A 22174-nucleotide genomic window follows, 5' to 3' on the forward strand; every position below is an offset into this window, starting at 1 on the left:
CCGCAGGCGTCGGCACAACCGCCGGCCCAGCCACCGTCACAGCCGTCGGAGAGGCCACCGAGCCAGGTACCGGCGCAACCGCCAGGCCGGACGTCGGAGAGGCCACCGAGCAGGGCAGTGGTGCGATCGCCGGGGCAGCCGTCATTCCGGCCGCCATCACCAGGAGCCGTGGCCGTCGACCGCGTCTCGCAGCGCGGGTCTGATGTCGAGCAGGTAGACGGCGAAGATGCCCGCGGAGATGAGCAGGAAGATGCTGAGGTAGCCCATGCGCAGCTGCGGCGCCAGGGCCGTGAGCAGCAGGCCGCCACCGTTCATGGCCAGCCAGACCGTCTTGGACATCGTGCCGATGGCCGGGAACGCGTCGGCCCGCTGGACGAGACAGTGCAGCAACGCCGCGGCGCCGAGCACCAGGCAGAAGACCCACACCGCCAGGTTGATGTACAGCTCAACCCTGTCGTAGAACACCGGCACTGCAGTCACCATCCCCCGAGCTTATTCCGAAGCCCTCCGAACCGTGCGAGACGGTCCGGAGGGCTCCCGACAAACTCCCGTTACTTCTTGGCGGCGGCGGTCTTCTTCGCCGCGACCTTCTTCGCGGGGGCCGGCGTGTCGGTCTCGACGGGCGTCACGGCCGGCGCGATGTCGGCCGGGGTGGGGGTGACGGCGACCTCGGTGGTCACGGTCTTCGTGGCCGGCGCGATCTCGATCTTCGCCTCGGCGGTGCGGCCGCCGGCGACGACCTTCTCGCCGCGGTTCACGAGCTCGGTGTACACGGCGACCGCGCGGTCCTGCGCGACCTGGGCGCCGGCGAGCAGCGACGTGGTGTTGCGGCGGGCCGCGTTGCGCAGGCGGTCGGCGGCCACGGTCAGGTCGGCGCGGAGGTTGGTCTCGGCGACCGCCGGGCGCAGCTCCTCGACCCGGGCGCGCAGCTGGGCGACCTGCGCGGGCAGCTTGCGCAGCTGCTCATAGGCCAGGTCACCGGCGCCTGCGGCGGCATAGAGCGGGGTCGGGATCTTCCGGGTGGTGGTGCTGGTGGTCATGATGACTCCTCTGACTTCGTCGGTGGTGCCGGGTCGGCGTCGCGCCCCGCCCCCGAGGCGGCGCTGTCGGCATCGCTGCGCGAGTTCTCGCGCCGGAACGTTTCGTAGATCTGCGTGAGCGACTGTTTCTGGGCCGTCGTGAGATCACTGTCCGCAGCGATCGCGGCCAGCACGTCGTGCCCCTCGCGCTCGAGCAGGCCGGCTCGCAGGTACATCAGCGGGGTCGACACCCGCAGTGCACTCGCGAGCTGCGCGAGCACCTCGGCGCTCGGCTTACGCAGGCCACGCTCGATCTGACTGAGGTACGGGTTGCTGACGCCGGCTTGCTCAGCAAGCTGGCGGAGCGAGATGCGCGCGTTGCGGCGCAGGTCACGGATGAACCCACCCAGGTCGCGCGGCTCTTCAGTCACATCACCGACCGTAGCTCGCCGTGCTAACTGTTGCAAGCAAACTGCTAACTCCAGCTAGCGTGAAGCCGCTCACCAGACTGTCCGGACTGAACCTACCCGCACGCCGCCGCCCATGACCGGCATGTCCGAAAAGTCACCCAGGGAGAAGCCGAGACGCGCGAACCCCGCGCTCAGCACGGGCAGTCGCGGCCGCGCGGCGCCGTCGTCGATCTTCAGGGCCACCGCGCCGACGCCCGGGACCGCCGCCGCCATCACGCCCTCGGCCCCGATCTTCGACAGCAGCATGGGGAACGCCCGCATGAGCTGCGTGTCGTGCCCGTCGGCGTCGGTGCCGGAGACCAGGTCGGGGTGGGCGCGCATGGCGTCCGCGACCAGGCGCGGGTGCGAGCCGGACGGGGCCGACACCAGCCGCAGGAACGCCGCGGCCAGCCCGCGCAGCGACACCGCGAGCAGCGGCGCGCCGCACCCGTCGACGCCGACCGCCGCGGCCGGCTCACCGGCGAGGGACTCGACGCCGGTTCGGATCGCCACCTGCACGGGGTGCGCCGGGTCCAGGTAGCCGGCGAGGGGCCAGCCGTTGGCCGCGCAGGTGCGCAGCATCCCCGCGTGCTTGCCGGAGCAGTTCATGTACAGCGGCGACCGCTCCCCGCCCGCCCGGACCACGGCGTCGCGGGCGTCGTCGGACAGCGGGTAGTCCGGCGGGCAGCCGAGCGCCGAGGCGGGGAGGTCGGCGAGCACACCTCGTACCGACGCCACATGCGCGGGCTGTCCACGATGGCTCGCCGAGATGATCGCCAGCTCCGCCGGTGTCGCGGTGAGGCCGGCCGCCAGCATCCCCACCGCCTGCATGGGCTTGTTGGACGAGCGCGGGAAGACCGGGCCGAGCACGTCACCGGCCCACGCCGTGACCTCGCCGCCGGCGTCCAGGACGACGACTGACCCGCTGTGCCGGCTCTCCACGAACCCGTTGCGCTCGACCTCCGCGAGCAGCTCCCCGCCGAGGTACAGATCGCTCATGCCGCCGCCTCCGCTGCGCTCCGGCGTCGGCCTGAGCCACACCTGCCATACCGGTTCGCAGCTCCTCCGCTGCGCTCCGGGCCGCTCACGCCGGGATCCCCAGCAGCGCGCGGGCGTCGGACGGGGTCATCGGCGGGCGCTGGGCGAGCCGGGCGAAGGCGGAGGCCCGCGCGACGAGCTGCGCGTTGCTCTCCACCGGCGCGCCCTTGGCGTAGGTGACGGTGTCCTCCATGCCGACCCGCAGGTGCCCGCCCGCCGACAGCGACGCGAGCAGGACCGGCAGCGTGCCGCGGCCGATGCCGGTGGCGGAGAACGTGGTGCCGGACGGCAGGTCGCGCATCGCCTGCACGCAGGCGACCAGGGCCTCGGCGGTGGCGGGCATCCCGCCGGGCACGCCCATGACCAGGTCGAGGTGCACGTGCCCGCCGGCGGGCAGCCCGTGCTTGTCGAGCAGGCGGCGCAGCGTGGTGAGCTGGCCGAGGTCGAAGATCTCGTACTCGGGGACGATCCCCCGGTCACGCATGCGGGTGTGCAGCTCGACGATGAACGACCACCGGTTGAGGAACACGTCGTCGCCGAAGTTGACCGTGCCCATCGTGCAGGAGGCCATGTCGGGCCCGGCGTCGAGGACGCGGAGCCGGTCGGACTCCGGGTCGGTGACCGCGCCGCCGCTGGAGAGCTGGACGATGAGGTCGGTCTCGGCCCGCAGCGCGGCGACGGCGTCCTTCAGCCGGCCGAGGTCGAGAGTCGGCCGGGCGTCGTCGTCGCGCAGGTGCACGTGGATGATCGAGGCGCCCACCGCCTGGCACTCCTTGCCGGTCGTGACCAGCTCGTCCAGGGTCACCGGCAGCGCTGGCACGTCGGCCTTGCTCGATTCGGCGCCGGTGGGCGCCACCGTGATCAACGTCGTTGTTGTCATGGCTCTTTCTACAGCGGGTCGATCGCGGCCGTGGACGGGCCCACCAGCAATTGACCCCCGTCTTCGTTGACGTTCTGCCGGACGACGGCGAGCGCGATCTGGCCGAGCTCGTAGTGGCGGGCGGCGGTGCCGACGAACCCGACCGCCCGGCCGTCCCGGACGACCTCGGTGTGCGGCGCGGGGAGCTCGTCGGTGGCGATGCCGTCCAGGTGCAGCAGCACCAGCTTGCGCGGCGGCCGGCCGAGGTGGTGCACCCGGGAGACCGTCTCCTGCCCCCGGTAGCAGCCCTTCTCCAGGTGCACGGCGTGCGCCGTCCAGCCGACCTCCGCGGGCAGGGTCTTGTGGTCGGTCTCGAAGCCGAACCGGGGGCGCCGCGCCGCGACCCGCAGCGCCTCGTACGCCCAGATCCCGGCCGGCGGGAGTTGCGCGGCGGCGACCAGGTCGGGCACCGCGGACCGCGGCACGATCAGGTCCGCGCCGCCCTCCACCCGGCGGACCAGCCCGTCGAACGCCGGCAGCGCGGCCGCCGCGTAGCGCGCGGTCGGCCGGGGCGGCACCACCCCGGTCGCGAACTTCGCCGGCGGCACGGGCACCACGTCGGGCGCGGCGAGCGTGACGCCGAGCGCCCGCAGGGCCTCGTCGGTGTGCGGGCCGACGATCGACAGCACCGCCCGGTCGGCGGTCACGTCGGCGGGCTCGACCCGCATCATGAAGATCATCCGGGACAGGAACGTCAGCAGGCCCGCACCGGCGCCCGGCTCCAGGTCCAGCCACGTGGCCGTGCCGTCGTCGACGAGCATCGCGTGGTGCTCCACGTGCCCGTGCGGCGACAGCACGAGCAGCTCCGAGCCGCTCATGGGGTCCAGGCCGGTCAGGTGCTGGGTGGTGAGGCTGTGCAGCCAGGTCAGCCGGTCGGCGCCGGGCACGGCCAGGACGTCGCGGTGCGAGCGGTCGACCAGCCCGGCCCCGGTGTCGAGGATCTTCTGCTCGCGGGCAGGGTCGCCGTAGTGGGCGACCGCGGCGCCGTCGGCGGACGAGGGATCGATGGACGCCACGGTAACTGGCTTCACGGAGCTACTCCTCTTTGGAGCCGCAGCTGCCGCACACGCCGAACAGGGCCACATGGCCGATGTCGAGGCGGAAGCCGCGGGTGGTGCGCAGGTCCTCGGCGAGGCCCTCGAGCATGGGTGGCGGCAGCTCCTGCACGTCGCCGCAGCCCCGGCACACGAGGTGGGCGTGCTGGTGCTCGCCGAGCGGGTGGTAGGTGGGCGCGCCGTGCGACAGGTGCGCGTGCGTCACCAGCTGGAGCTCCTCGAGCAGCTCCAGCGTGCGGTAGACGGTGGTGATGTTGACCCCGGCGGCGCGCTCGCTGACGTCGGCGTGGATCTGGTCCGGCGTCGCGTGGCGCAACCGGTAGACCGACTCGAGCACGAGCTGCCGGGGCGCGGTCAGCCGCAGGCCCCGCGACCGGAGCACTGCGGCCAGATCATCGAAACCCACGACGTTCAGATTAACGCGCGACTCAGCCCGCGACGCGCTCCAGGCGGGCGGACAGGTGCGGCTGGAGCGGCTGGCCGACGGCGGCGAGGTCGAACGCATAGAGCAGCGCCCCCTCGACGATCCCGTAGAGCCGCTTGGCGCCGCGGACCTCCTTGGCGGTCGACGTGCGGACCACCGCGTCGGTGGCCATGTCCCACTGCGTGGTGCCCTTGGCCTGGCCGATGTAGAGCTCCATGATCCCGGTCGGCTGGCTGAGCAGCACCTCGACCTCGTCGGTCGCCTTGCCGTCCGCGAGCACCGGCCGCCACCAGCCGGTCTCCCGGTTGCTGGGCTTGATCGGGTTGCCGTCGACGTCGATCACCCAGGCGCGCGACTCGTAGAACAGGAACGGCCGCCCGTCGTGGCTGAAGCGGATCTCCTGCGCGTAGTGGAAGCCCTCGATCGTCGGGTAGTCGCCCTGGCCGCGCCCGCGCCACACCCCGACCAGCGGCAGCAGCCCCAGCAGCGCGGGATGGAGGTCCGGGCCGACCCGCAGGTCGTGCGTCTCCTCGTACGGGTACTCCCCGACCTGGGCCAACCCGGCCCATGGCGGCTGTTCGTCTGTCACCAACGCCCCCTCGACACCCTCACCGCGAGATAGATCAGCCCGCCTGCGAGGGCGCCCATCCCGGCGACCAGCAAGCTGACGAACCCGATCTCGGTAACCATCCCCCGAATCCTATGCTGCGAGGCATGGCACGCTCTCTGGTCATCAAGACAACCGCCGGCTCGGACGCCCCGGAACGCTGTTCGCAGGCCTTCACGGTGGCCGCGACCGCCCTCGCCGGCGGCGTCGCCACCTCGCTCTGGCTGACCGGGGAGTCCGCGTGGTTCGCGCTGCCGGGCCGGGCGGCGCAGTTCGAGCTGCCGCACGCGGCGCCGCTGGCCGACCTGCTGGACGCGGTGCTGGCGGGCGGCACGGTCACGCTGTGCACCCAGTGCGCCGCCCGGCGCGGCATCGGACCCGACGACGTCATCCCCGGCATCCGCATCGCGGGCGCGGCCGTCTTCGTCGAGGAGGCCCTCGAGGAGGGCGCGCAGGCGCTCGTGTACTGAGGGCTAACAGCCCGCCGTCGAGGTGATGTGCAGCTCGCTGCCGTCGACGCGCAGGGCGACACCCGCCTCGCCCGCGCGGAAGGCGAAGAGCTTCGGCTCGTCGAGGACGACCGCGGAGGCCGGGACCGTGGTGCGGGACGCGGCGCCGTCGCCGGTGGTGACGGCCTCGACGGTCCACAGGGTGCCGCCGCCGGGGCAGGTGACCCGGTGGGTCCGCCACTGCGACGCGCTCTGCTTGAGGGTGTCGAGGACGGCCTGGACGGGCGCGCGGTTGGCGGTCTGCGACTGCGGGGTCGCCTCCTCGACCGGGGCGTCCTGCACCCGGCAGCCGGTGTCGGCGGTGAAGCGCAGCTGACCCGGCTGGATGACGCTGCCGCGCACCGCGACGAACCCACCGGCGTCGGCGGTCATCGAGTGGCTGCTCGGGCCGCTCACGAGGTGGACGTCGTACGACGCGGGCAGGGCCGCCTTGATCCGGTCGAGGACGTCCGGCTCGGTGCCCTTCTTCACGTACACCAGCAACACCCGCTCGAAGCGGGTGCCCTCGCGGGCGGAGGTGACCCGGCAGCTGCGGTCGACGCGCGTGTAGCCGCCGAGCACCGGGACCGAGGTGGCCGGGTCGACCGCGGCGGCGATGCGGCCGAGGGCCTGGTCGGCGATGGGCAGGCCCTGCGCGATGGTGGTCTGGTCGCGGGAGGTCGGCGTGCCGTGGCGCGAGGAGTAGTAGGCGAATCCGGCCACCACGAGGGCCCAGGCCACCGTTGCGGCGATGATCCAGCGACGTTTCACGGCGGCAATCCTCGCAGTCCAGCACAGTGCCGCCAAATGCCGCCGCCCCCCGGGGTTGGGCCCGGAGGGCGGCGGCACGGTGCGTGCGAAGGTCAGGCGACCGCGACCGCGACCTCGTTGATGCCGCGGGCGGCGGCGAGGCTCGCGTCGCCGTTGCCCTGGCGGGACAGTGCGCGCAGCGTCCAGTTGCCGGGCGCGGCGAAGAACCGGAACTGCCCGGCCGGCGAGGTGACGACCTCGGCGGTGAACTCGCCGGTCGCGTCGAGCAGGCGCACGTAGGCACCGCCGACGGGGCCGTCGCCGGAGCTCACGACGCCCGTGATGACGGTTTCCTTCTCGACGTCGACGGAAGCGGGGATCGGCGCGCTCTGCTCGGGGGCGCCGCAGCTGTCAGCAACACTCATGATGCTCTGCCTTTCACGCGTTGCCGGGCTCGTCGCCGACGGCGACGGGGACACCGACAAGGGAGCCGTACTCGGTCCAGGAACCGTCGTAGTTGCGCACGTCGCTGTGCCCGAGGATCTCCTTGAGGACGAACCAGGTGTGCGAGGAGCGCTCGCCGATGCGGCAGTAGGCGATGGTCGCCTTGCTGTCGTCGAGGCCGGCGGCGGCGTAGATCTCGCGCAGGTCGTCGTCGGACTTGAAGGTGCCGTCCTCGTTGGCCGCCTTGCTCCACGGCACGGACACGGCGGTCGGGATGTGGCCCGGGCGCTGCGCCTGCTCCTGCGGGAGGTGGGCGGGGGCGAGGAGGCGACCCGCGAACTCGTCGGGCGAGCGGACGTCGACGAGGTTCTGCACGCCGATCGCCTTGACCGCGTCGTCGCGGAACGCGCGGATCGACAGGTCCTGGTCGTGCACCGCGACGTAGCTCGTGGCGGGGCGGCTGACCTCGTCCTTGGTCAGCGGGCGCCCGTCGAGCTCCCACTTCTTGCGGCCGCCGTCGAGCAGCTTGACGTCGCCGTGGCCGTAGAGCTTGAAGTACCAGTACGCGTACGCGGCGAACCAGTTGTTGTTGCCGCCGTAGAGGACGACCTTGTCGTCGTTGCCGATGCCCTTGCTGGACAGCAGGGCCTCGAACTGCTCCTTGTTGACGAAGTCCCGGCGGACCTGGTCCTGCAGCTCGGTCTTCCAGTTGATCTTGACCGCACCGGCGATGTGGCCGCCGTCGTAGGCGGCGGTGTCCTCGTCGACCTCGACGAAGACCACGTTGTCGGCACCGATGTTCTGCTCGGCCCAGTCGGCCGTGACCAGTGCGCTCTCGCGACTCATGAGTGTTTTCTCTCCCAGGGACGATTTTGGGGTGGGTCGAGTCGGCACACGGGTCGGGGTGTGCACCACGCCGCGCGCGACCCGAGGGGACGGATCACGGTTTCGGCGATGGGTCTGAGAACTGCCGCGGACTGGGAATCGCCCGCCAGACCCATCGGTCTGGGGCGCCGCTGCCTCGAGCCGTTAGTCGAGCACGCTGCAGGGCCGCACCACTAGGGGCGGCAACACAGGCAGGTGGCCACGCGGCACAGGTCGACCGCGCGCCGTCTGGTGAGCAGCATGCTCATGGTCAGGCAGCCTAGCACCGCTGGAGGTGTCATCCCAGGGTCCGCTTGGTCACTGTCCGCCTGTTGGACCTGATCACTGCCTGGAAGGGGGCACGATCACCGCCCGGAAGGGGACCTGATCACTGCTCGGACAGCGGAACGTCCTTCGCGGAGGCGGTGACGCGCAGGCCCGAGTCGGTCGTCTCCGCGGAGTTGATCACCAGGTTGTACGGCAGGCCCGGCAGCTTGACGGTGACCTGGAGCCGGCTCTTGTTGGCCTGGATGAAGTCGTTGACGAGCTTCGGCAGGTTGCCCTGGTCGGTGGTGACCGAGTCGAGCTTGAGCCGGACCTTGCCCGACTCGACGACCATGCTGCCGTTGGCGATGATCGTGACCTTGAACCCCTGGTACACGAACGGGATCCGCATCACGATCTTGTTGTTGACCACCTTCACGTCGATGGCGGAGGGGTCCACACCCTGCGGCAGGTTGGTGAACTCCAGCAGCTTCCGGACGTTGTCCCAGGTCATGGTGGCCTGGCCGGTGACCTCGCCGGCCACCACCTCGCCCCGGCCGTTCATCAGGTCGCGCGCGTCGGCCTTGACCGCCTTGGCGTCGACGTTGAGCGTCTCGAGCTTCACGTTGTCGATCTGCGGCTTGCTCAGGGCGATGCTGATCTTCTCGTACTCCCCCGCGAGCACCTGGGTGAGGAACGGGAAGCCGGCGATCTTCACCGAGGGGTCGCCCTCGTAGGTGACGGAGTTGGCCGCGAGCTGCTTGCGGGTCTCGTCGGTGATGCGGTCCCGGGCGGTGCTGGCCGCGATCCGGTCCGCGACGAAGAGCACTCCGACCAGGATGACCGCCAGCACGACCAGCACGATGCTGACCTTGGCACCTCTGCTCGCCACAGCTCTCCTTCCGCGCCCCGGGGTGGGTGTTACCGAAACGTACCCAGCCACCAGGATTTCCTACCCTCGCAACCGCGGGGCCCTACAGCAGTACTAGAGCAGTAACAGCGTGCTGGCGACGTAGGCGGCGGGCGCGGCGAAGGCGAAGGCCCCCATCGGCCCCTGGATGTGGCGGGCGAGGTACATGGCGGGCTCGTCACCGTCGATGACGCGGCTGGCCTCGGCATACCCGACGGACAGGTCCACCATGACGGCGACGATGGCGGTGGCCAGGCCGGCGAGGGCGCTCCACAGCGGCGTTATCCCGTCGAGCAGGTTGCCGATCGCGCCGGCGGCGGCGGTGCCGGCCATCGCGCCGAGCACGACGCCGGCGCCGCCGCGCGGGACCTGCGGCGCGATGCGGGGCAGCGCGACGATCGCGTCGGTGAGCCGGGCGATCACGATGGCGATGCCGGCGGCGGCGAGGCAGGCGACGATCGCCTGGGTGCCGCGCGGGATCCTGCCGAGGACGATCAGGCTGGCGAAGGCCACGACGCCGAGGGTGACCACGAGCGAGGAGCCGAGCGACTCGGTGACCCGCTGCCGCCCCGCGGGGCGGGTGAGCTGGCCGACGACGCCGACGATGAACCCGGCCGCGGTGACATACGCCAGCGGGGCGAGGGACGCCGGGCGGGTGAGGACCGCGGCGACGTCGGTGCCGACGGCGACCGCTATTCCGACGGCGGCGACGACGCGCGGGGCCGGCGGCCGGCTGGCGATGATCCACACGCCGACGAACAGGACCTGCACGCCGAAGATCACCACGGCGTAGGACTCGTGCCTGGTCTGCGCGCCGACGACGAGCCCGACGGTCATCAGGGCCGCGAACCCGGCGATGCCGAGGGAGACCATGCGCCGCACCGGGGGGATTTGTCCCGGTGTTTCGGGATTGTCCGGGACGTCGGCCTGCTCCCGGCGCCGGCGCCGGGGCGCCTCGTCGGCGGCCGAAGGCCAGGCGCCGTGGTCCTCGGCGTGGTTCTCGGCGGAGGGCGGGGTAGCGGGCACGCCCCGATGGTGCCAGAACTCCCCTCACCCGGCCCCCACCGGGATGACGAAATCGCGCATAGCACGCGACGGGGAACGGTGGAGTGTGGCTCAGCCGACTGTCCCGATCTGGATTGCCGCTGGTCGCAAACGATGAATACTCCGATATTCTTGGGCTGAGATACCCCCACAACCTCCCGTCAGTGTGGCCGGGACGAAACAGAGCCGCGGAGGTGACTCGTGGAGATCTTGCTGCTGACCGCGGCTCCCGCGGGCCAGGTGGTCTTGCCCGGCCTCGACCTGCTGCCCCACACGGTGCGCACCGCCCCGCGCGATGTCCGCACACTGGTGAACGGTCCGAGCCCCGACGCTGTGATCGTCGACGCCCGCACGGAGCTTGCCGACGCCCGCGCGACCTGCCGGATGCTGCACGCGACCGGCCTGGGCGTGCCCCTGCTGGCGGTGGTGACCGAGGCGGGCCTCGTCGCGCTGCACGCCGACTGGGGCCTCGACGACGTCGTCCTGGCCAGCGCCGGCCCCGCCGAGATCGAGGCCCGGCTGCGGCTGGGCGTCGGCCGGCTCAACTCGGCCGCGGCCGCGAGCGGGGGCATGATCAAGGCCGGCGAGCTGACGATCGACCCCGACACCTACGCGGCGAAGCTCAAGGGCCGCCCGCTCGACCTCACCTACAAGGAGTTCGAGCTGCTCAAGTTCCTCGCCCAGCACCCCGGCCGGGTCTTCACCCGCGACCAGCTGCTGCGCGAGGTCTGGGGCTATGACTACTTCGGCGGCACCCGCACGGTCGACGTGCACGTGCGGCGCCTGCGCGCGAAGCTCGGCTCGGAGTACGAGTCGATGATCGGCACGGTGCGCCAGGTCGGCTACAAGTTCGTGGTCCCGCCGGCCCGCCCGCTGCACGAGTCCGAGCCGGTGCGGGTCTGACCGCCGCACCGGCCGACACGGGCCGACGCACGGGGCGATCCCGGTAAGGGTCTGCTCTAGGCTTGGCCCGTGACCGTCGAGCAGCTGGACCGCCTCTCCACCGCGCAGGTCGACCAGGTGCTCGCGCTGAGCCAGGCCGCCGGCGACACCGACGGGGCGCTGCCACTGTCGGAGCACGTGGTGCTGCACCTGCGGCACGGGGGCGAGACGCAGGCGGTGCACCTGCTGGCGCGCGACGCCGACGGCACCGTCACGGGGTATGCGCACGTCGACACGACCGACGCGGTCGCGGGCGCCTCGGCCGAGCTGGCGGTGCACCCGCAGCACCGGCGGCGCGGGATCGGGCGGGCGCTCGCCGAGGCGGCGATCGCGGTCGCCGACGAGCGCTCCGGCGGCCGGCTGCGGCTGTGGGCGCACGGCGACCACCCGTCGGCCTCCGCCCTCGCGATCCGGCTCGGCTTCGACCGGGCCCGGGTGCTGCTGCAGCTGCGGCGGTCGCTGTTCGCGCCGCTGGACGAGGTGGCGCTCCCCGACGGGGTGACCCTGCGCGGGTTCCGCCCGGGCGAGGACGACGCCGCCTGGCTCGCGGTCAACGCGGCCGCCTTCGCCGACCACCCCGAGCAGGGCAAGTGGACCCTCGACGACCTGCGCGTGCGGATTCAGGAGCCCTGGTTCGACCCGGCCGGCTTCCTCTTGGCGTTCCGCCAGGATCCGCCGGAAGAGCTCGCCGGCTTCCACTGGACCAAGATCCACGGCGATCCCGAGGATCGCTCGCACGACCCGATCGGCGAGGTCTACGTGCTGGGCGTCGCGCCCGGCGCGCACGGCGGCGGGCTGGGCCGCGCGCTGACCCTGGCCGGCCTCTGGCACCTCCGCTCCCGCGGGCTTTCGCAGGTCATGCTCTACGTCGACGAGGAGAACCGGCGGGCCGTGTCGCTCTACCAGCGGCTGGGGTTCGTGCGCTGGGCGATGGACGTGAGCTTCCAGCGGTCCGGGCCCCGGGACGGCGCCGCGACGCGCTGACGCAAAACGGGCACCGGCTATCTCCACTGGGCAGTTCACCCATTGGCAAACTGGCCTCCGACCAGGCGTCACCTTCCCCGAAGCACCTGTTCACCGTGCGTTCACCCGCCTCCGGAGGACCGGTTACCTAGCGCTCTTAGCGTCGCTTTCAGTCGACGACCCCCGTCGGCAGTACCCCGACGAAGGGACCGCAGTGAACTTCAAGCGGCACGGCATCATGGCCGGCATCGCGCTCACCGCGACGCTGGCGCTCACCGCGTGCGGCTCGGATAACAACGAGACCCCCAGCACGCCGGGCACCGGCGGTGGCAGCACCGCGGCTTCCGACATCACCTGCGCCAAGGGCTCGCTGACGGCCCAGGGCTCGTCCGCGCAGAAGAACGCGATGGACGAGTGGATCAAGGCGTACCAGCAGAAGTGCACCGACGCCAAGATCGACTACCAGGGCACCGGTTCCGGTGCCGGTATCACCGCCTTCTCGGGTGGCACGGCCGACTTCGCGGGCTCCGACTCGGCCCTCAAGGACGGCGACGAGACCACCAAGGCCACCGCGCGCTGCGGCGGCAACCCGGCGCTCAACCTGCCGATGGTCACGGGCCCGATCGCGATCGCCTACAACCTCGATGGCGTGAAGGACCTCCAGCTCAAGCCGGAGACCCTCGCCAAGATCTTCGGTGGCTCGATCACCAAGTGGGACGACGCCGCCATCAAGGCCGACAACCCGAGCGCGACGCTCCCGTCGACCCCGATCAACGCCATCCACCGCCAGGAGTCCTCGGGCACCACCGAGAACTTCACGGGCTACCTGGACAAGGCCGCGGCCGGCACCTGGACCTTCGGCAAGGACAAGGTCTGGAAGGCCACCGGCGGCCAGGCCGAGAAGGGCTCCGACGGCGTCGCGGGCGCGATCAAGAAGGCGCCCGGCGCGATCGGCTACGTCGAGTGGTCCTTCGCCAAGGTCAACTCGCTCTCGACCGCCAAGATCTTCAACGGCGCCGGTGAGTACACCGCGCTGACCGGTGCCGCGGCCGGCAAGACCGTCGCGGGCGCCAAGATCACCGGTACCGGCGACGACCTGAAGCTCTCGATCGACTACGCCACCAAGGAGGCCGGGGCCTACCCGATCATCCTGGTGACCTACGAGATCGTCTGCAGCAAGGGCACCCCGGCCGACAAGCTCGACCTGGTCAAGGGCTTCCTCGGCTACACCGTGAGCGCCGCCGGCCAGGCTCAGCTCGAGAAGCTGGGCTACGCCCCGCTGCCCGAGTCGGTCCAGACCAAGGTCGCTGCCTCCATCAAGAACCTGGCCTGACAGGACTCTCCTTGAGCCAGCAGACTCTGCCTGCCACCTCCGCCGGTTCGCCCGGCGGAGGTGGCGGTCTTCCGAGGAAGCGCCGTCTCGGCGCTGACATGATCTTCCGTGGCACCGCGACAGCTGCCGGCTCGATGGTGCTCGTCATCATCGCCGCCATCGCCGTCTTCCTGATCGTCAAGGCCATCCCGGCGATCAACAAGGACACCGAGAACTTCTTCACCTACAAGTCGTGGTTCACCGACGGCGACACCCCGCAGTTCGGTGTCGCGGCGACGGTCTTCGGCACGGTGCTCACCGGCGCGCTCGCGCTGCTGCTGGCGGTCCCGGTGGCCCTCGGCATCGCGCTGTGCCTGTCGCACTACGCGCACCGCCGGGTGGCCACCAGCCTCGGCTTCGTGATCGACCTGCTCGCCGCCGTCCCCAGCGTCGTGTTCGGTCTCTGGGGTCGCGACTACTTCTACGAGCCGATCACCAACTTCTCGAAGTGGCTGCACGACACGCTCGGCTGGCTGCCGATCTTCGGGAGCGAAGGCCCCTACGGCAAGTCGATCCTGCTCGGCTCGATCGTCCTGGCGATCATGGTCCTGCCGATCGTCACCTCGCTCTCCCGCGAGGTCTTCATGCAGACCCCGTCGGAGAACCAGGAGGCCGCGCTCGCGCTCGGCTCCACCAAGTGGGAGATGATCCGCACCGCCGTGCTCCCCTACGGCAAGGCGGGCATCATCGCCTCGGTCATGCTGGGCCTGGGCCGCGCGCTCGGCGAGACGATCGCCCTCGCGCTGACCCTCGGCGGCGTCTACGACATCAAGTGGGACTTCCTCGGCCCCGGCGGTGTCACCATCGCCTCCAACATCGCCAACCGGTTCGGTGAGGCCAACGACACCGGTCGCGGTGCCCTCATCGCCTCCGGTCTGGTGCTGTTCGCCATCACGCTGGTCGTCAACATGGCCGCGCGCGCGATCATCTACCGGCGCCGCGAATTCGTCGGGAGCGCATGATGAGCGTCGAAACCCCTGAGCGCGTCGTCGGGCTGAGCAGCGGCCAGCAGCTGCGCAGCAAGTCACTGCCGTCGTGGTCGGCCTGGGCGGCGGCGGCCGCCGCGATCGCCGTGGCGTTCGTCCTGATCTACCTGACCTCGGCCGGCGGTCTGGTCCTCACCGGGGTCGTCGCGGCCGTGCTGTTCGTGGCGTTCTTCGCGATCGCCGCCTCGATCGTCGAGGGCGGCCGCGCGGCCCGCAACCGGATCGCCACCACGCTGATCTACGGCGCGTTCATCCTGGCCCTGGCCCCGCTGCTGTCGGTGGCCTGGACCCTGGTCAGCAAGGGCACCACCCGCCTCGACGGCAACTTCTTCGGCACGTCGATGAACAACATCGGCGCGTTCGACGAGAAGGGCGGCGCCTACCACGCGATCATCGGCACGCTCGAGCAGGCCGGTCTCGCCACGCTGATCACGGTGCCGCTGGGCATCCTCGGCGCGATCTACATCGTGGAGTACGGCCGCGGCTTCCTGGCCAACGCGATCCGCTTCTTCGTCGACGTCATGACGGGCATCCCGTCGATCGTGTCCGGCCTGTTCATCCTGTCGTTCTGGGTCTTCACGGTCACGCCGCTGTTCAACGACGGCCGGGCCGCCTACTCGGGCTTCGCGGCCGCGCTCTCGCTGAGCGTGCTGATGCTGCCGACCATCGTCCGCTCCACCGAGGAGATGCTGCGGCTCGTGCCCAGCGCGCTGCGCGAGGGCGCCTACGCGCTCGGCGTGGCCCGCTGGAAGACGATCGTCAGCATCGTGCTGCCGACGGCGCTGCCGGGCATCGTCACCGGCGTCATGCTGGCGGTGGCCCGGGCCGCGGGTGAGACCGCACCGGTCCTGCTGGTCGCCGGCGGCCTCAACTCGATCAACTTCAACGTGTTCAGCGGCAACCAGTCGTCCCTCTCCCTGTTCGTCTTCGAGCAGGCCGGGGTCGCCTCGGAGTTCGCGCCCGGCCGCGCCTGGACGGCGGCCCTCACGCTGGTCGTCCTCGTCCTGGTCCTCACCGTCGCGGCGAAGCTTCTGGCCCGCCGAAACAAGCTCGCCCGATGACCCTCTCTGGAGCGCCCCACATGGCAAAGCGCATCGAAGCCCACGGTGTCACCTCGTACTACGGATCCTTCAAGGCCATCGACGGCGTCTCGATGACGATCGAGCCGAAGTCGGTCACCGCTCTCATCGGGCCGTCCGGCTGCGGCAAGTCGACGTTCCTGCGGTCGATCAACCGGATGCACGAGGTCCTGCCCAACGCCAGGATCGAGGGGCAGCTCCTCATCGACGGGCAGAACATCTACGACAAGGACGTCGACGTCACCGCCGTCCGCCGGATGATCGGCATGGTCTTCCAGCGGCCCAACCCGTTCCCGACCATGTCGATCTTCGACAACGTCGTGGCCGGCCTGCGGCTCAACGGCGTGCGCAAGAAGTCGGTGCTCGAGGAGGTCGCCGAGAAGGCGCTCCGCAGCGCCAACCTGTGGAACGAGGTCAAGGACCGGCTCGGCCGCCCCGGCGCCGGCCTGTCCGGCGGTCAGCAGCAGCGCCTGTGCATCGCCCGCGCCATCGCGGTCGAGCCGCAGGTCGTGCTGATGGACGAGCCCTGCTCGGCGCTCGACCCGATCTCCACGCTCGCGATCGAGGACCTGATCACCGAGCTGAAGAACCAGTACACGATCGTGATCGTCACGCACAACATGCAGCAGGCGGCGCGCGTCTCGGACCGCACCGGCTTCTTCTCGATCGACAAGACCGGCGACCCCGGCCGCCTCATCGAGTACGACGACACCGCGAAGATCTTCACCAACCCGTCGGTGAAGAAGACCGAGGACTACATCACCGGCCGGTTCGGTTAGTCGCGTGGGTCAGACAGGGCGGATGGCGTCGGCCGGGTCACGGTCCGACGCCGCCGCCAGGGCCGCCTCGATGCCGCCCGCCTCGGCCAGCTCGGTGAGCGTGAACATGGTGGGCGGCAGCATCGTGAAGCGGCCGTCGGCGGCCTCCGCCGGCGAGCACCACACCGTGTCGTCGGCCTCGCCGCCGACGTCCCTCGTGACCTGACCCTCCGGCAGGGCGGCGAGGAAGAAGTACGTGTCGAAGCGCCGCGGCTCGAACTCCGGCGTGATCCAGCGCGACCACGCCGCCAGCAGGTCGGAGCGCAGCACCAGGCCGTTGTCCGCGAGGAACTCCGCGAAGCCGAGCTCCCGCTGGATCAGCGCGATCCTGGCCCGCTCCCAGTCGGCCCCGCTCACGTCGCCGACCACGGTGTCCACGTCGGCGCCGGCCAGCAGCACCCCGGACTCCTCGAACACCTCCCGGACCGCCGCACAGACCACCGCGCGCGCCACCGACTCCGGAAGGCGCAGCCGCGCGGCCCACTCCGCCGGCGACGGGCCGGCCCAGCCGGGCTGCACCGTCGCGTCCCGCGGGTCGACGCCGCCGCCGGGGAACACGTACATCGACGCGGCGAAGGCCATCGTGGGGACCCGGCGCAGCAGGTACACCTCGAACGGCGCCCGCATGAGCACCACGGTGCTGGCGAGGCGGGGCTCCACCGGTACAGCACCCGACGCCGCGAACTGACGGGCCTGCTCGGCGAGGGCGGGCGGCAGACGGAACTCAACCATCAGGCCACACTAGGGCCTTGCTCGTGCCCGGGGCGGCCGTGGGTGCGGCGCCGCTCCTTCATCTCGGCCTCGTAGAGGTGCCGGCGGCCCTGGACGAGCTCGTCGCGGGCGGTCCGGTCGAGGTCCTTGAAGGTGGTGTAGTAGTCGTCGTCGAAGTCCTCGACGATCTGGAACGTCCAGTGGCCCGCGATGACGTTGCGGCCCACCAGGTCGGTCTGGATCCGCTCGGCGAGTTTCGGGTGGCCGGCCTCGCGGAAGAGCCTGACGGCCTCGTCCAGCATCAGGTCCGCGTGGCCGATCAGCTGGTGCAGGTCGTAGAGGCGGCCACGGGCCCGCTCGACGCACTCCAGGGCCTCGCTCAACTTGCCCAGCGCCTCGACGGTGGCGTCGGAGACACCGTCTGGCCTGCGGTGCTGCTCATCTGGTCCCACGACGGTCCGGTACCCCGCCGAGCACTAGATTGAACGCCATGGCCGACCGCATTCGCTGGGGCATCCTGTCCACCGGCAGCATCGCGAGCACGTTCGTCGAAGACCTGCACCTGCTGCCCGACGCGGAGGTCGCCGCGGTCGGCTCGCGCACCGCGCAGAGCGCCGAGCGGTTCGCGGCCAAGCACGGGATCCCCCGGGCGCACGGCTCCTGGCAGGCGCTGGTCGACGACCCGGAGGTCGACGCGATCTACGTGGCGACGCCGCACACCGCGCACTACGACGCGACGATGCTGTCGCTCGCGGCGGGCAAGGCGACGCTGACGGAGAAGCCCCTCACGCTCGACGTCGCGTCGTCGGAGGCCCTCGTGGCGACCGCCCGCGAGCGCGGCGTGTTCCTCATGGAGGCGATGTGGATGCGCTGCATCCCCGCCATCCGGCGGATGGTCGAGCTCGTCGCGGCCGGCGCGATCGGCGACCCGACCGCCGTGCACGCCGACTTCGGCATGGCCGGCCCGTGGGACGAGTCGCACCGGCTGCTGTCCCGGGCGCTCGGCGGAGGGGCGCTGTTCGACGTCGGGATCTACCCGGTGACGTTCGCGCACCTGTTCCTCGGCGCGCCGTCCAGCGTGCAGGCGTGGGCGCGGATGAGCGCGGGCGGCGTCGACGAGAACACCGGCATCCTGCTCGGTTACGACTCCGGCGCGCTCGCCGCGCTGACCTGCTCGCTGGTCGGCGACAGCGCCCGCCGGGCGACCGTCACCGGCACGACCGGCCGCATCGAGGTGGCCCGCGAGTTCTTCCACCCGTCCGGCTTCACGATCTGGCGCGGCGGCGAGGCCGAGACGGTCGACCTGCCGTTCGAGGGTGCCGGCTACCACTTCGAGGCCGCCGAGGTGCACCGCTGCATCCGGGAGGGCCGCACCGAGAGCCCGCTGGTCCCGCTGTCGGAGACGCTGGACATTTTGACGGTTTTGGATGTTGTACGGGTAAAGGTCGGTCTTGACTACTCGAGCTGAACGGGGCCATCCGTTCGTCGTGTCACCATTACCGTGCGCGATATGGCGAAGGAGATCCGGGCCGATCCCGGCGCGCTGAGCGACCTGGCCGACGCGAGCCTGGCCGCGGCCGCGCACCTGGGCGACCACTTCCGCGGCGGCTACCGCGACCTGCCGGTCCCGGCGACGGCGTTCGGCAACCTCGGCGGCAGCGCCGCCCTGCACGGCACCTGCACCATGGTCCTGCGGGACGCCCAGTCCGTGATCAGCGGGCTGGTGGCGGTCCTGGAGGGCGACGCCGAGCGCCTGTGGCGCACCGCGTTCGCGTATCACGAGGCCGACCGCCTCGCCGACCAGCGCATGGGCGGTTCCCGCGGAGCGCCGGCATGACGAACGCGGGGCTGGTCATGGAGGCGGTCACCGTCGACGACCTGTGGCGGCTCGAGGCGCGGCCCGCGCTGCTCGACGCGGCGGCCGTGGTGTGGCGGCAGGTGGGGCGGGACGCGGACGCGGCGCGCACGGCACTCGACACGGCGGCGCGGCGGCTGGTCTGGGCGGGCGATGCGGCCGACAGCTACCAGTCGCACCGGGGCCGGCTCGGCCGGGACCTGGACGCCGTGACGGGGCTGGCGCCGGAGGTCGCCTACCGGTACGAGGCGATGGCGGCGCTGCTGCGGCGGGGCCAGGACCTGCTCGACGACGCGTGGCGGGCGATCGCCGCCGTGCCGCACCGGCGGGGGCTGGACGGGGTCACGTTCAGCCCGGCGGACCCGGTGCAGGCCGCCGCGGTCGGGCGGGCCGTCACCGAGGCCGCGACGATCCGGTCGGAGATCGCGCAGGCGCTGGTCGTGCACGACGCCGCGCTTCGATCGGCACGCCCGCGGTGGGCGGCGGTGGCGGCCGGCTGGAGCGAGATCGCGGCGGGGCGCGTCGAGGGCTGGCTGGCCGCGGCCGAGGCGTCACACGCCGTCGACGTGATCGTGGCCGGCAGCGTCGTGGTGGACGCCGGCGCCGGCGACGACGTCGTGACGGTGCGCACCGAGGCCGACGGCAGCAGGATCGTGCTGGTCGGCGGGGTGCCGGTGCGCGTGCCAGCGGGTGCGCGGCTGGTCGTGCGGGCCGGGTCGGGCGACGACACCGTCCGTGTGGAGGGCGGCGGCGCGGTCACCGTGCTCGGCGGCTCGGGCGACGACACGCTGGAGGGCGGCGCCGGCGACGACACGCTGCTCGCCGGCGCGGGAGCGGACACGGTGCGCGCGGGCGACGGCGACGACCTGGTGAGCCTGGGACCGTGGCGGGGAGGCGACCAGAAGGCCGAGACGGCCGCGCTCGGCGGCGGGGACGACCGGCTCTGGGGCAGCGGCGGCGTGGCCCGCGTCGACGGCGGGGACGGCGACGACCTGCTCTTCGGCGGCGACGGCGACGACGTGATCAGTGCCGGGGCCGGCGCGGACACCGTCGACGGCGGCGCCGGCGAGGACCGGCTGGCCGGCAACGGTGGCGACGACACGCTCTTCGGCGGCGACTCCGGCGACCACCTCGACGGCGGGGCGGGCGACGACCGGCTCGACGGCGGCGACGGCGCGGACGTGCTCTACGGGCTCTCCGGCCGGGACATCCTGACCGGCGGCGCCGGCGGCGACTACCTGGAGGGCGGCACCGGCGACGACGTCCTCGACGGCGGCGACGGCCGGGACGTGCTGTCCGGCGGGCAGGGCGACGACACGCTGACCGGCGGGGCCGGCGACGACGTCGTCTACTCCGGTGCCGGCGCCGACGCCGTGCGCGGCGGTGAGGGCGACGACCTGCTCTACGGCCAGGGCGACGACCGGGCCGCCGGGGTCGAGCACATGACCGGGGTCGCGACATCCATGGACGCGTTCATCCGGATCGACGGCGACGCGGAGTTCGCCGAGCGGGTCCGGACGGACTTGGACCTGCTCGCCGCCTCCCCCGCCGGCCGGCAGATGCTGGCCGCGCTGCAGGCGACCGCGGTGCCGATCACCATCCGGCCGGTGGGCGACGACAACGGCTACGCCGAGCCGGGGCCGTGGCCGGTGATCCGCTACAACCCGGCGTGGGGTGCCCTGCAGGACGGCCGCCCGCCGCTGTCGACGCTGTTCCACGAGCTGGCGCACGTGTACGACTTCACGCACGGGACGGCCGACGAGCACCCGTACAACGGCGCCAGCGGACGCGACGTGGACGGTCTGGGCAACCCGGTGCTCAACCTCGAACGGCAGGCGACCGGGCTGCCCATCGACCATGACGGTGACCCCGCGACCGCCAACCGCCTCGACCCGCGGCACCCGATCGAGCTCACCGAGAACGGCCTGCGCACCGAGATGCGCCTGCCGCTCCGGGACACGTACGGCCGCCCCTAGGACCTGCTTCATAAGGGATGGCCGGGCTGCGGCGGGCCCAGACGCCGCCTGGAACCACGCCGGTCACACCCGGATACAACACCGGTATCCGGGCGCGCCCGGCGCGGCCCCAGATCGACGCCTGGACCTCGCCTCGCCTCGACCCCCCTTATGAAGCAGGCCCTAGGGCCTATGGGGGCTCAGAACATCCAGCGCGAGATCGCGTAGGCGAGGACGGCGATGGCTCCCGCGGCCGGGAAGGTGAGGACCCAGGCGACCAGGATGTTGCCAGCCACGCTCCACCGGACCGCGGAGAGCCGCTTCGTCGCGCCGACGCCCATGATCGCCGAGGTGATCGTGTGGGTCGTCGAGATCGGCACGCCCAGCCACGAGGTGGTGAAGAGCACACCCGAGGCGACCGTCTCGGCGGCGAAGCCCTGCGGCGGGTCGAGGTCGATGACCTTGCGGCCCAGGGTGCGGATGATCCGCCAGCCGCCGGAGTACGTGCCGAGCGCCAGCATCGTGGAAGAGGTCCAGAACACCCACTCGGGGATGTGGCTGGTGTTGTCCTGGTAACCGCCGGCGTACAGGGCGAGGACCACGATGCCCATGGTCTTCGCGGCGTCCTGCATGCCGTGGCCGACCGACATCGCCGCGGCCGAGGCGGTCTGTGCGTAGCGGAAGCCCTTGTTGAGCTTGCGCGGGTTGCCCTTCCGGAAGATCCACATGATGGCGATCATCGCGACGCCGCCGAGCGTGAAGCCGACCAGCGGCGAGGCCACCATCGGGATGACGACCTTCTCCACGATGCCGCCCCACAGGACGGTGGCGTCGTCGACGCCGAAGAGCATCGCCCCGAGCGAGGCGCCGACCAGGCCGCCGACCAGGGCGTGCGACGAGGAGGAGGGGATCCCGAAGTACCAGGTGACGAGGTTCCACGCGATGGCGCCGACGACGCCGGCGAACACGATGCCGAGGCCGCTCATCCCGCTCGGCGGGTGGATGATGCCGCTGCCGACGGTCTTGGCGACCTGGCCGCCGAGGTGCGCGCCGGCGAAGTTGCCGAGCGCGGCCATGATCAGACCCGTGCGCGGGCTGAGCGCGCGGGTGGAGACTGAGGTCGCGATCGCGTTGGCCGCGTCGTGGAACCCGTTGGTGTAGTCGAACACCAGTGCCACGAGGATGACGGCCAGCACCGCGACGAGCTGCGCGCTGATG

The 22174-nt window shown here is 71.7% G+C and carries 28 protein-coding genes; 10 read left to right on the forward strand and 18 right to left on the reverse strand.

From position 1 onward, the window contains the following. Positions 1-156 precede the first annotated feature (156 nt). The 9 genes from ACQEVZ_RS22850 to mtfM all read right to left on the reverse strand — a co-directional run bounded on the left by ACQEVZ_RS22850 (position 157) and on the right by mtfM (position 5594). Positions 157-483, reverse strand: a complete 327-nt coding sequence (locus ACQEVZ_RS22850; protein WP_433369686.1) for a DUF2516 family protein — start codon at positions 481-483, stop codon at positions 157-159. A 68-nt stretch (positions 484-551) separates the two neighbouring features. Continuing rightward, a complete protein-coding gene (locus ACQEVZ_RS22855) occupies positions 552-1040 on the reverse strand; it encodes a hypothetical protein (protein ID WP_344511527.1) in 489 nt (162 codons plus the stop codon). Next, positions 1037-1450: a helix-turn-helix domain-containing protein gene (locus tag ACQEVZ_RS22860; protein ID WP_425552402.1), complete on the reverse strand. Its 414-nt coding sequence runs from the start codon at positions 1448-1450 to the stop codon at positions 1037-1039. The genes ACQEVZ_RS22855 and ACQEVZ_RS22860 overlap by 4 nt, the downstream gene beginning before the upstream one ends. Before the next feature lie 69 nt (positions 1451-1519). Continuing rightward, positions 1520-2467 (reverse strand): asparaginase, encoded by a 948-nt coding sequence (locus ACQEVZ_RS22865; protein ID WP_433369690.1) that lies wholly within the window; start codon positions 2465-2467, stop codon positions 1520-1522. A gap of 85 nt (positions 2468-2552) precedes the next feature. Next, entirely contained in the window at positions 2553-3386 is an 834-nt protein-coding gene (locus ACQEVZ_RS22870) for a 3-keto-5-aminohexanoate cleavage protein (RefSeq protein ID WP_344511523.1), read from the reverse strand. Between the two features lie 8 nt (positions 3387-3394). After that, positions 3395-4510, reverse strand: a complete 1116-nt coding sequence (locus ACQEVZ_RS22875; protein WP_433369693.1) for a YgfZ/GcvT domain-containing protein — start codon at positions 4508-4510, stop codon at positions 3395-3397. Further along, positions 4461-4886 carry a Fur family transcriptional regulator gene (locus ACQEVZ_RS22880; protein WP_344511519.1) on the reverse strand — a complete coding sequence of 142 codons (426 nt, stop codon included), beginning with the start codon at positions 4884-4886 and terminating at the stop codon, positions 4461-4463. The genes ACQEVZ_RS22875 and ACQEVZ_RS22880 overlap by 50 nt, the downstream gene beginning before the upstream one ends. A 22-nt stretch (positions 4887-4908) precedes the next feature. Then, complete coding sequence (locus ACQEVZ_RS22885) at positions 4909-5493, reverse strand: FABP family protein (RefSeq protein ID WP_344511517.1); 585 nt, start codon at positions 5491-5493, stop codon at positions 4909-4911. Then, positions 5490-5594, reverse strand: a complete 105-nt coding sequence (gene mtfM, locus ACQEVZ_RS22890) for a small membrane protein MtfM (protein ID WP_033363477.1) — start codon at positions 5592-5594, stop codon at positions 5490-5492. Before mtfM ends, ACQEVZ_RS22885 begins: the two co-directional genes overlap by 4 nt. Before the next feature lie 12 nt (positions 5595-5606). Between mtfM and ACQEVZ_RS22895 the strand changes: the two genes are divergently transcribed. Further along, entirely contained in the window at positions 5607-5981 is a 375-nt protein-coding gene (locus ACQEVZ_RS22895) for a DsrE family protein (RefSeq protein WP_344511515.1), read from the forward strand. Between the two features lie 3 nt (positions 5982-5984). On the opposite strand, the gene ACQEVZ_RS22900 is transcribed toward ACQEVZ_RS22895, so the two are convergent. From ACQEVZ_RS22900 to ACQEVZ_RS22925, 6 genes are all read right to left on the reverse strand, one after another. Then, entirely contained in the window at positions 5985-6770 is a 786-nt protein-coding gene (locus tag ACQEVZ_RS22900) for a hypothetical protein (protein WP_344511513.1), read from the reverse strand. Between the two features lie 92 nt (positions 6771-6862). After that, positions 6863-7174 carry a DUF1416 domain-containing protein gene (locus ACQEVZ_RS22905; RefSeq protein WP_344511511.1) on the reverse strand — a complete coding sequence of 104 codons (312 nt, stop codon included), beginning with the start codon at positions 7172-7174 and terminating at the stop codon, positions 6863-6865. 13 nt (positions 7175-7187) lie between these two features. After that, on the reverse strand, positions 7188-8039 hold the full coding sequence (locus ACQEVZ_RS22910) for a sulfurtransferase (RefSeq protein WP_344511509.1): 852 nt from the start codon (positions 8037-8039) through the stop codon (positions 7188-7190). A 212-nt stretch (positions 8040-8251) separates the two neighbouring features. Further along, the gene (locus ACQEVZ_RS22915; protein ID WP_354901066.1) at positions 8252-8359 is read right to left on the reverse strand and encodes an Ms5788A family Cys-rich leader peptide; all 108 of its coding nucleotides are present in this window, start codon (positions 8357-8359) and stop codon (positions 8252-8254) included. 86 nt (positions 8360-8445) lie between these two features. Continuing rightward, the gene (locus ACQEVZ_RS22920; protein WP_344511507.1) at positions 8446-9213 is read right to left on the reverse strand and encodes an LmeA family phospholipid-binding protein; all 768 of its coding nucleotides are present in this window, start codon (positions 9211-9213) and stop codon (positions 8446-8448) included. A gap of 93 nt (positions 9214-9306) precedes the next feature. Further along, positions 9307-10257: a hypothetical protein gene (locus tag ACQEVZ_RS22925; protein ID WP_344511505.1), complete on the reverse strand. Its 951-nt coding sequence runs from the start codon at positions 10255-10257 to the stop codon at positions 9307-9309. Positions 10258-10476: 219 nt separating this feature from the next. Here ACQEVZ_RS22925 and ACQEVZ_RS22930 point away from each other — a divergent pair, with 219 nt between their 5' ends. From ACQEVZ_RS22930 to pstB, 6 genes are all read left to right on the forward strand, one after another. Then, complete coding sequence (locus ACQEVZ_RS22930; protein WP_344511503.1) at positions 10477-11178, forward strand: winged helix-turn-helix transcriptional regulator; 702 nt, start codon at positions 10477-10479, stop codon at positions 11176-11178. A gap of 69 nt (positions 11179-11247) precedes the next feature. Next, complete coding sequence (mshD, locus tag ACQEVZ_RS22935) at positions 11248-12201, forward strand: mycothiol synthase (RefSeq protein WP_433369702.1); 954 nt, start codon at positions 11248-11250, stop codon at positions 12199-12201. 193 nt (positions 12202-12394) lie between these two features. Further along, complete coding sequence (pstS, locus tag ACQEVZ_RS22940; RefSeq protein ID WP_360567195.1) at positions 12395-13513, forward strand: phosphate ABC transporter substrate-binding protein PstS; 1119 nt, start codon at positions 12395-12397, stop codon at positions 13511-13513. A 98-nt stretch (positions 13514-13611) separates the two neighbouring features. Beyond that, positions 13612-14514 carry a phosphate ABC transporter permease subunit PstC gene (gene pstC, locus ACQEVZ_RS22945; protein ID WP_433369705.1) on the forward strand — a complete coding sequence of 301 codons (903 nt, stop codon included), beginning with the start codon at positions 13612-13614 and terminating at the stop codon, positions 14512-14514. Then, a complete protein-coding gene (pstA, locus tag ACQEVZ_RS22950) occupies positions 14511-15599 on the forward strand; it encodes a phosphate ABC transporter permease PstA (RefSeq protein ID WP_425552400.1) in 1089 nt (362 codons plus the stop codon). Before pstC ends, pstA begins: the two co-directional genes overlap by 4 nt. A 20-nt stretch (positions 15600-15619) precedes the next feature. Further along, entirely contained in the window at positions 15620-16396 is a 777-nt protein-coding gene (gene pstB / locus ACQEVZ_RS22955; protein ID WP_344511493.1) for a phosphate ABC transporter ATP-binding protein PstB, read from the forward strand. 9 nt (positions 16397-16405) lie between these two features. Here the strand turns inward: pstB and ACQEVZ_RS22960 are convergent, their stop codons facing one another. Beyond that, positions 16406-17167, reverse strand: coding sequence for an NUDIX hydrolase (locus ACQEVZ_RS22960; RefSeq protein ID WP_433369710.1), 762 nt, complete (start codon positions 17165-17167; stop codon positions 16406-16408). Continuing rightward, entirely contained in the window at positions 17167-17598 is a 432-nt protein-coding gene (locus ACQEVZ_RS22965; RefSeq protein ID WP_433369713.1) for a hypothetical protein, read from the reverse strand. The genes ACQEVZ_RS22960 and ACQEVZ_RS22965 overlap by 1 nt, the downstream gene beginning before the upstream one ends. A gap of 38 nt (positions 17599-17636) precedes the next feature. Here ACQEVZ_RS22965 and ACQEVZ_RS22970 point away from each other — a divergent pair, with 38 nt between their 5' ends. Genes ACQEVZ_RS22970 through ACQEVZ_RS22980 form a run of 3 tightly spaced genes read left to right on the forward strand, consistent with a single transcriptional unit; the run spans position 17637 to position 20977 of the window. Then, the gene (locus ACQEVZ_RS22970; RefSeq protein ID WP_344511487.1) at positions 17637-18614 is read left to right on the forward strand and encodes a Gfo/Idh/MocA family protein; all 978 of its coding nucleotides are present in this window, start codon (positions 17637-17639) and stop codon (positions 18612-18614) included. Positions 18615-18656: 42 nt separating this feature from the next. Further along, positions 18657-18983: a hypothetical protein gene (locus ACQEVZ_RS22975; protein ID WP_433369716.1), complete on the forward strand. Its 327-nt coding sequence runs from the start codon at positions 18657-18659 to the stop codon at positions 18981-18983. Next, complete coding sequence (locus ACQEVZ_RS22980) at positions 18980-20977, forward strand: M91 family zinc metallopeptidase (protein WP_433369719.1); 1998 nt, start codon at positions 18980-18982, stop codon at positions 20975-20977. Before ACQEVZ_RS22975 ends, ACQEVZ_RS22980 begins: the two co-directional genes overlap by 4 nt. A gap of 179 nt (positions 20978-21156) precedes the next feature. Here the strand turns inward: ACQEVZ_RS22980 and ACQEVZ_RS22985 are convergent, their stop codons facing one another. Further along, complete coding sequence (locus tag ACQEVZ_RS22985; protein WP_433376924.1) at positions 21157-22173, reverse strand: anion permease; 1017 nt, start codon at positions 22171-22173, stop codon at positions 21157-21159. Position 22174 lies beyond the last annotated feature (1 nt).

The sequence above is a fragment of the Dactylosporangium sp. CA-152071 genome (genome assembly GCF_050936335.1).
GTDB classification, from domain to species: domain Bacteria; phylum Actinomycetota; class Actinomycetes; order Mycobacteriales; family Micromonosporaceae; genus Dactylosporangium; species Dactylosporangium maewongense.

Coding starts and splice junctions, on each gene's coding strand:
- ACQEVZ_RS22850 (WP_433369686.1), bottom strand. CDS start 483: ATGGTGACTGCAGTGCCGGTGTTCTACGACAGGGTTGAGCTGTACATC.
- ACQEVZ_RS22855 (WP_344511527.1), bottom strand. CDS start 1,040: ATGACCACCAGCACCACCACCCGGAAGATCCCGACCCCGCTCTATGCC.
- ACQEVZ_RS22865 (WP_433369690.1), bottom strand. CDS start 2,467: ATGAGCGATCTGTACCTCGGCGGGGAGCTGCTCGCGGAGGTCGAGCGC.
- ACQEVZ_RS22870 (WP_344511523.1), bottom strand. CDS start 3,386: ATGACAACAACGACGTTGATCACGGTGGCGCCCACCGGCGCCGAATCG.
- ACQEVZ_RS22875 (WP_433369693.1), bottom strand. CDS start 4,510: ATGTGGCCCTGTTCGGCGTGTGCGGCAGCTGCGGCTCCAAAGAGGAGT.
- mtfM (WP_033363477.1), bottom strand. CDS start 5,594: ATGGTTACCGAGATCGGGTTCGTCAGCTTGCTGGTCGCCGGGATGGGC.
- ACQEVZ_RS22895 (WP_344511515.1), top strand. CDS start 5,607: ATGCTGCGAGGCATGGCACGCTCTCTGGTCATCAAGACAACCGCCGGC.
- ACQEVZ_RS22905 (WP_344511511.1), bottom strand. CDS start 7,174: ATGAGTGTTGCTGACAGCTGCGGCGCCCCCGAGCAGAGCGCGCCGATC.
- ACQEVZ_RS22910 (WP_344511509.1), bottom strand. CDS start 8,039: ATGAGTCGCGAGAGCGCACTGGTCACGGCCGACTGGGCCGAGCAGAAC.
- ACQEVZ_RS22915 (WP_354901066.1), bottom strand. CDS start 8,359: ATGACACCTCCAGCGGTGCTAGGCTGCCTGACCATGAGCATGCTGCTC.
- pstC (WP_433369705.1), top strand. CDS start 13,612: ATGATCTTCCGTGGCACCGCGACAGCTGCCGGCTCGATGGTGCTCGTC.
- pstA (WP_425552400.1), top strand. CDS start 14,511: ATGATGAGCGTCGAAACCCCTGAGCGCGTCGTCGGGCTGAGCAGCGGC.
- pstB (WP_344511493.1), top strand. CDS start 15,620: ATGGCAAAGCGCATCGAAGCCCACGGTGTCACCTCGTACTACGGATCC.
- ACQEVZ_RS22960 (WP_433369710.1), bottom strand. CDS start 17,167: ATGGTTGAGTTCCGTCTGCCGCCCGCCCTCGCCGAGCAGGCCCGTCAG.
- ACQEVZ_RS22970 (WP_344511487.1), top strand. CDS start 17,637: ATGGCCGACCGCATTCGCTGGGGCATCCTGTCCACCGGCAGCATCGCG.
- ACQEVZ_RS22975 (WP_433369716.1), top strand. CDS start 18,657: ATGGCGAAGGAGATCCGGGCCGATCCCGGCGCGCTGAGCGACCTGGCC.
- ACQEVZ_RS22980 (WP_433369719.1), top strand. CDS start 18,980: ATGACGAACGCGGGGCTGGTCATGGAGGCGGTCACCGTCGACGACCTG.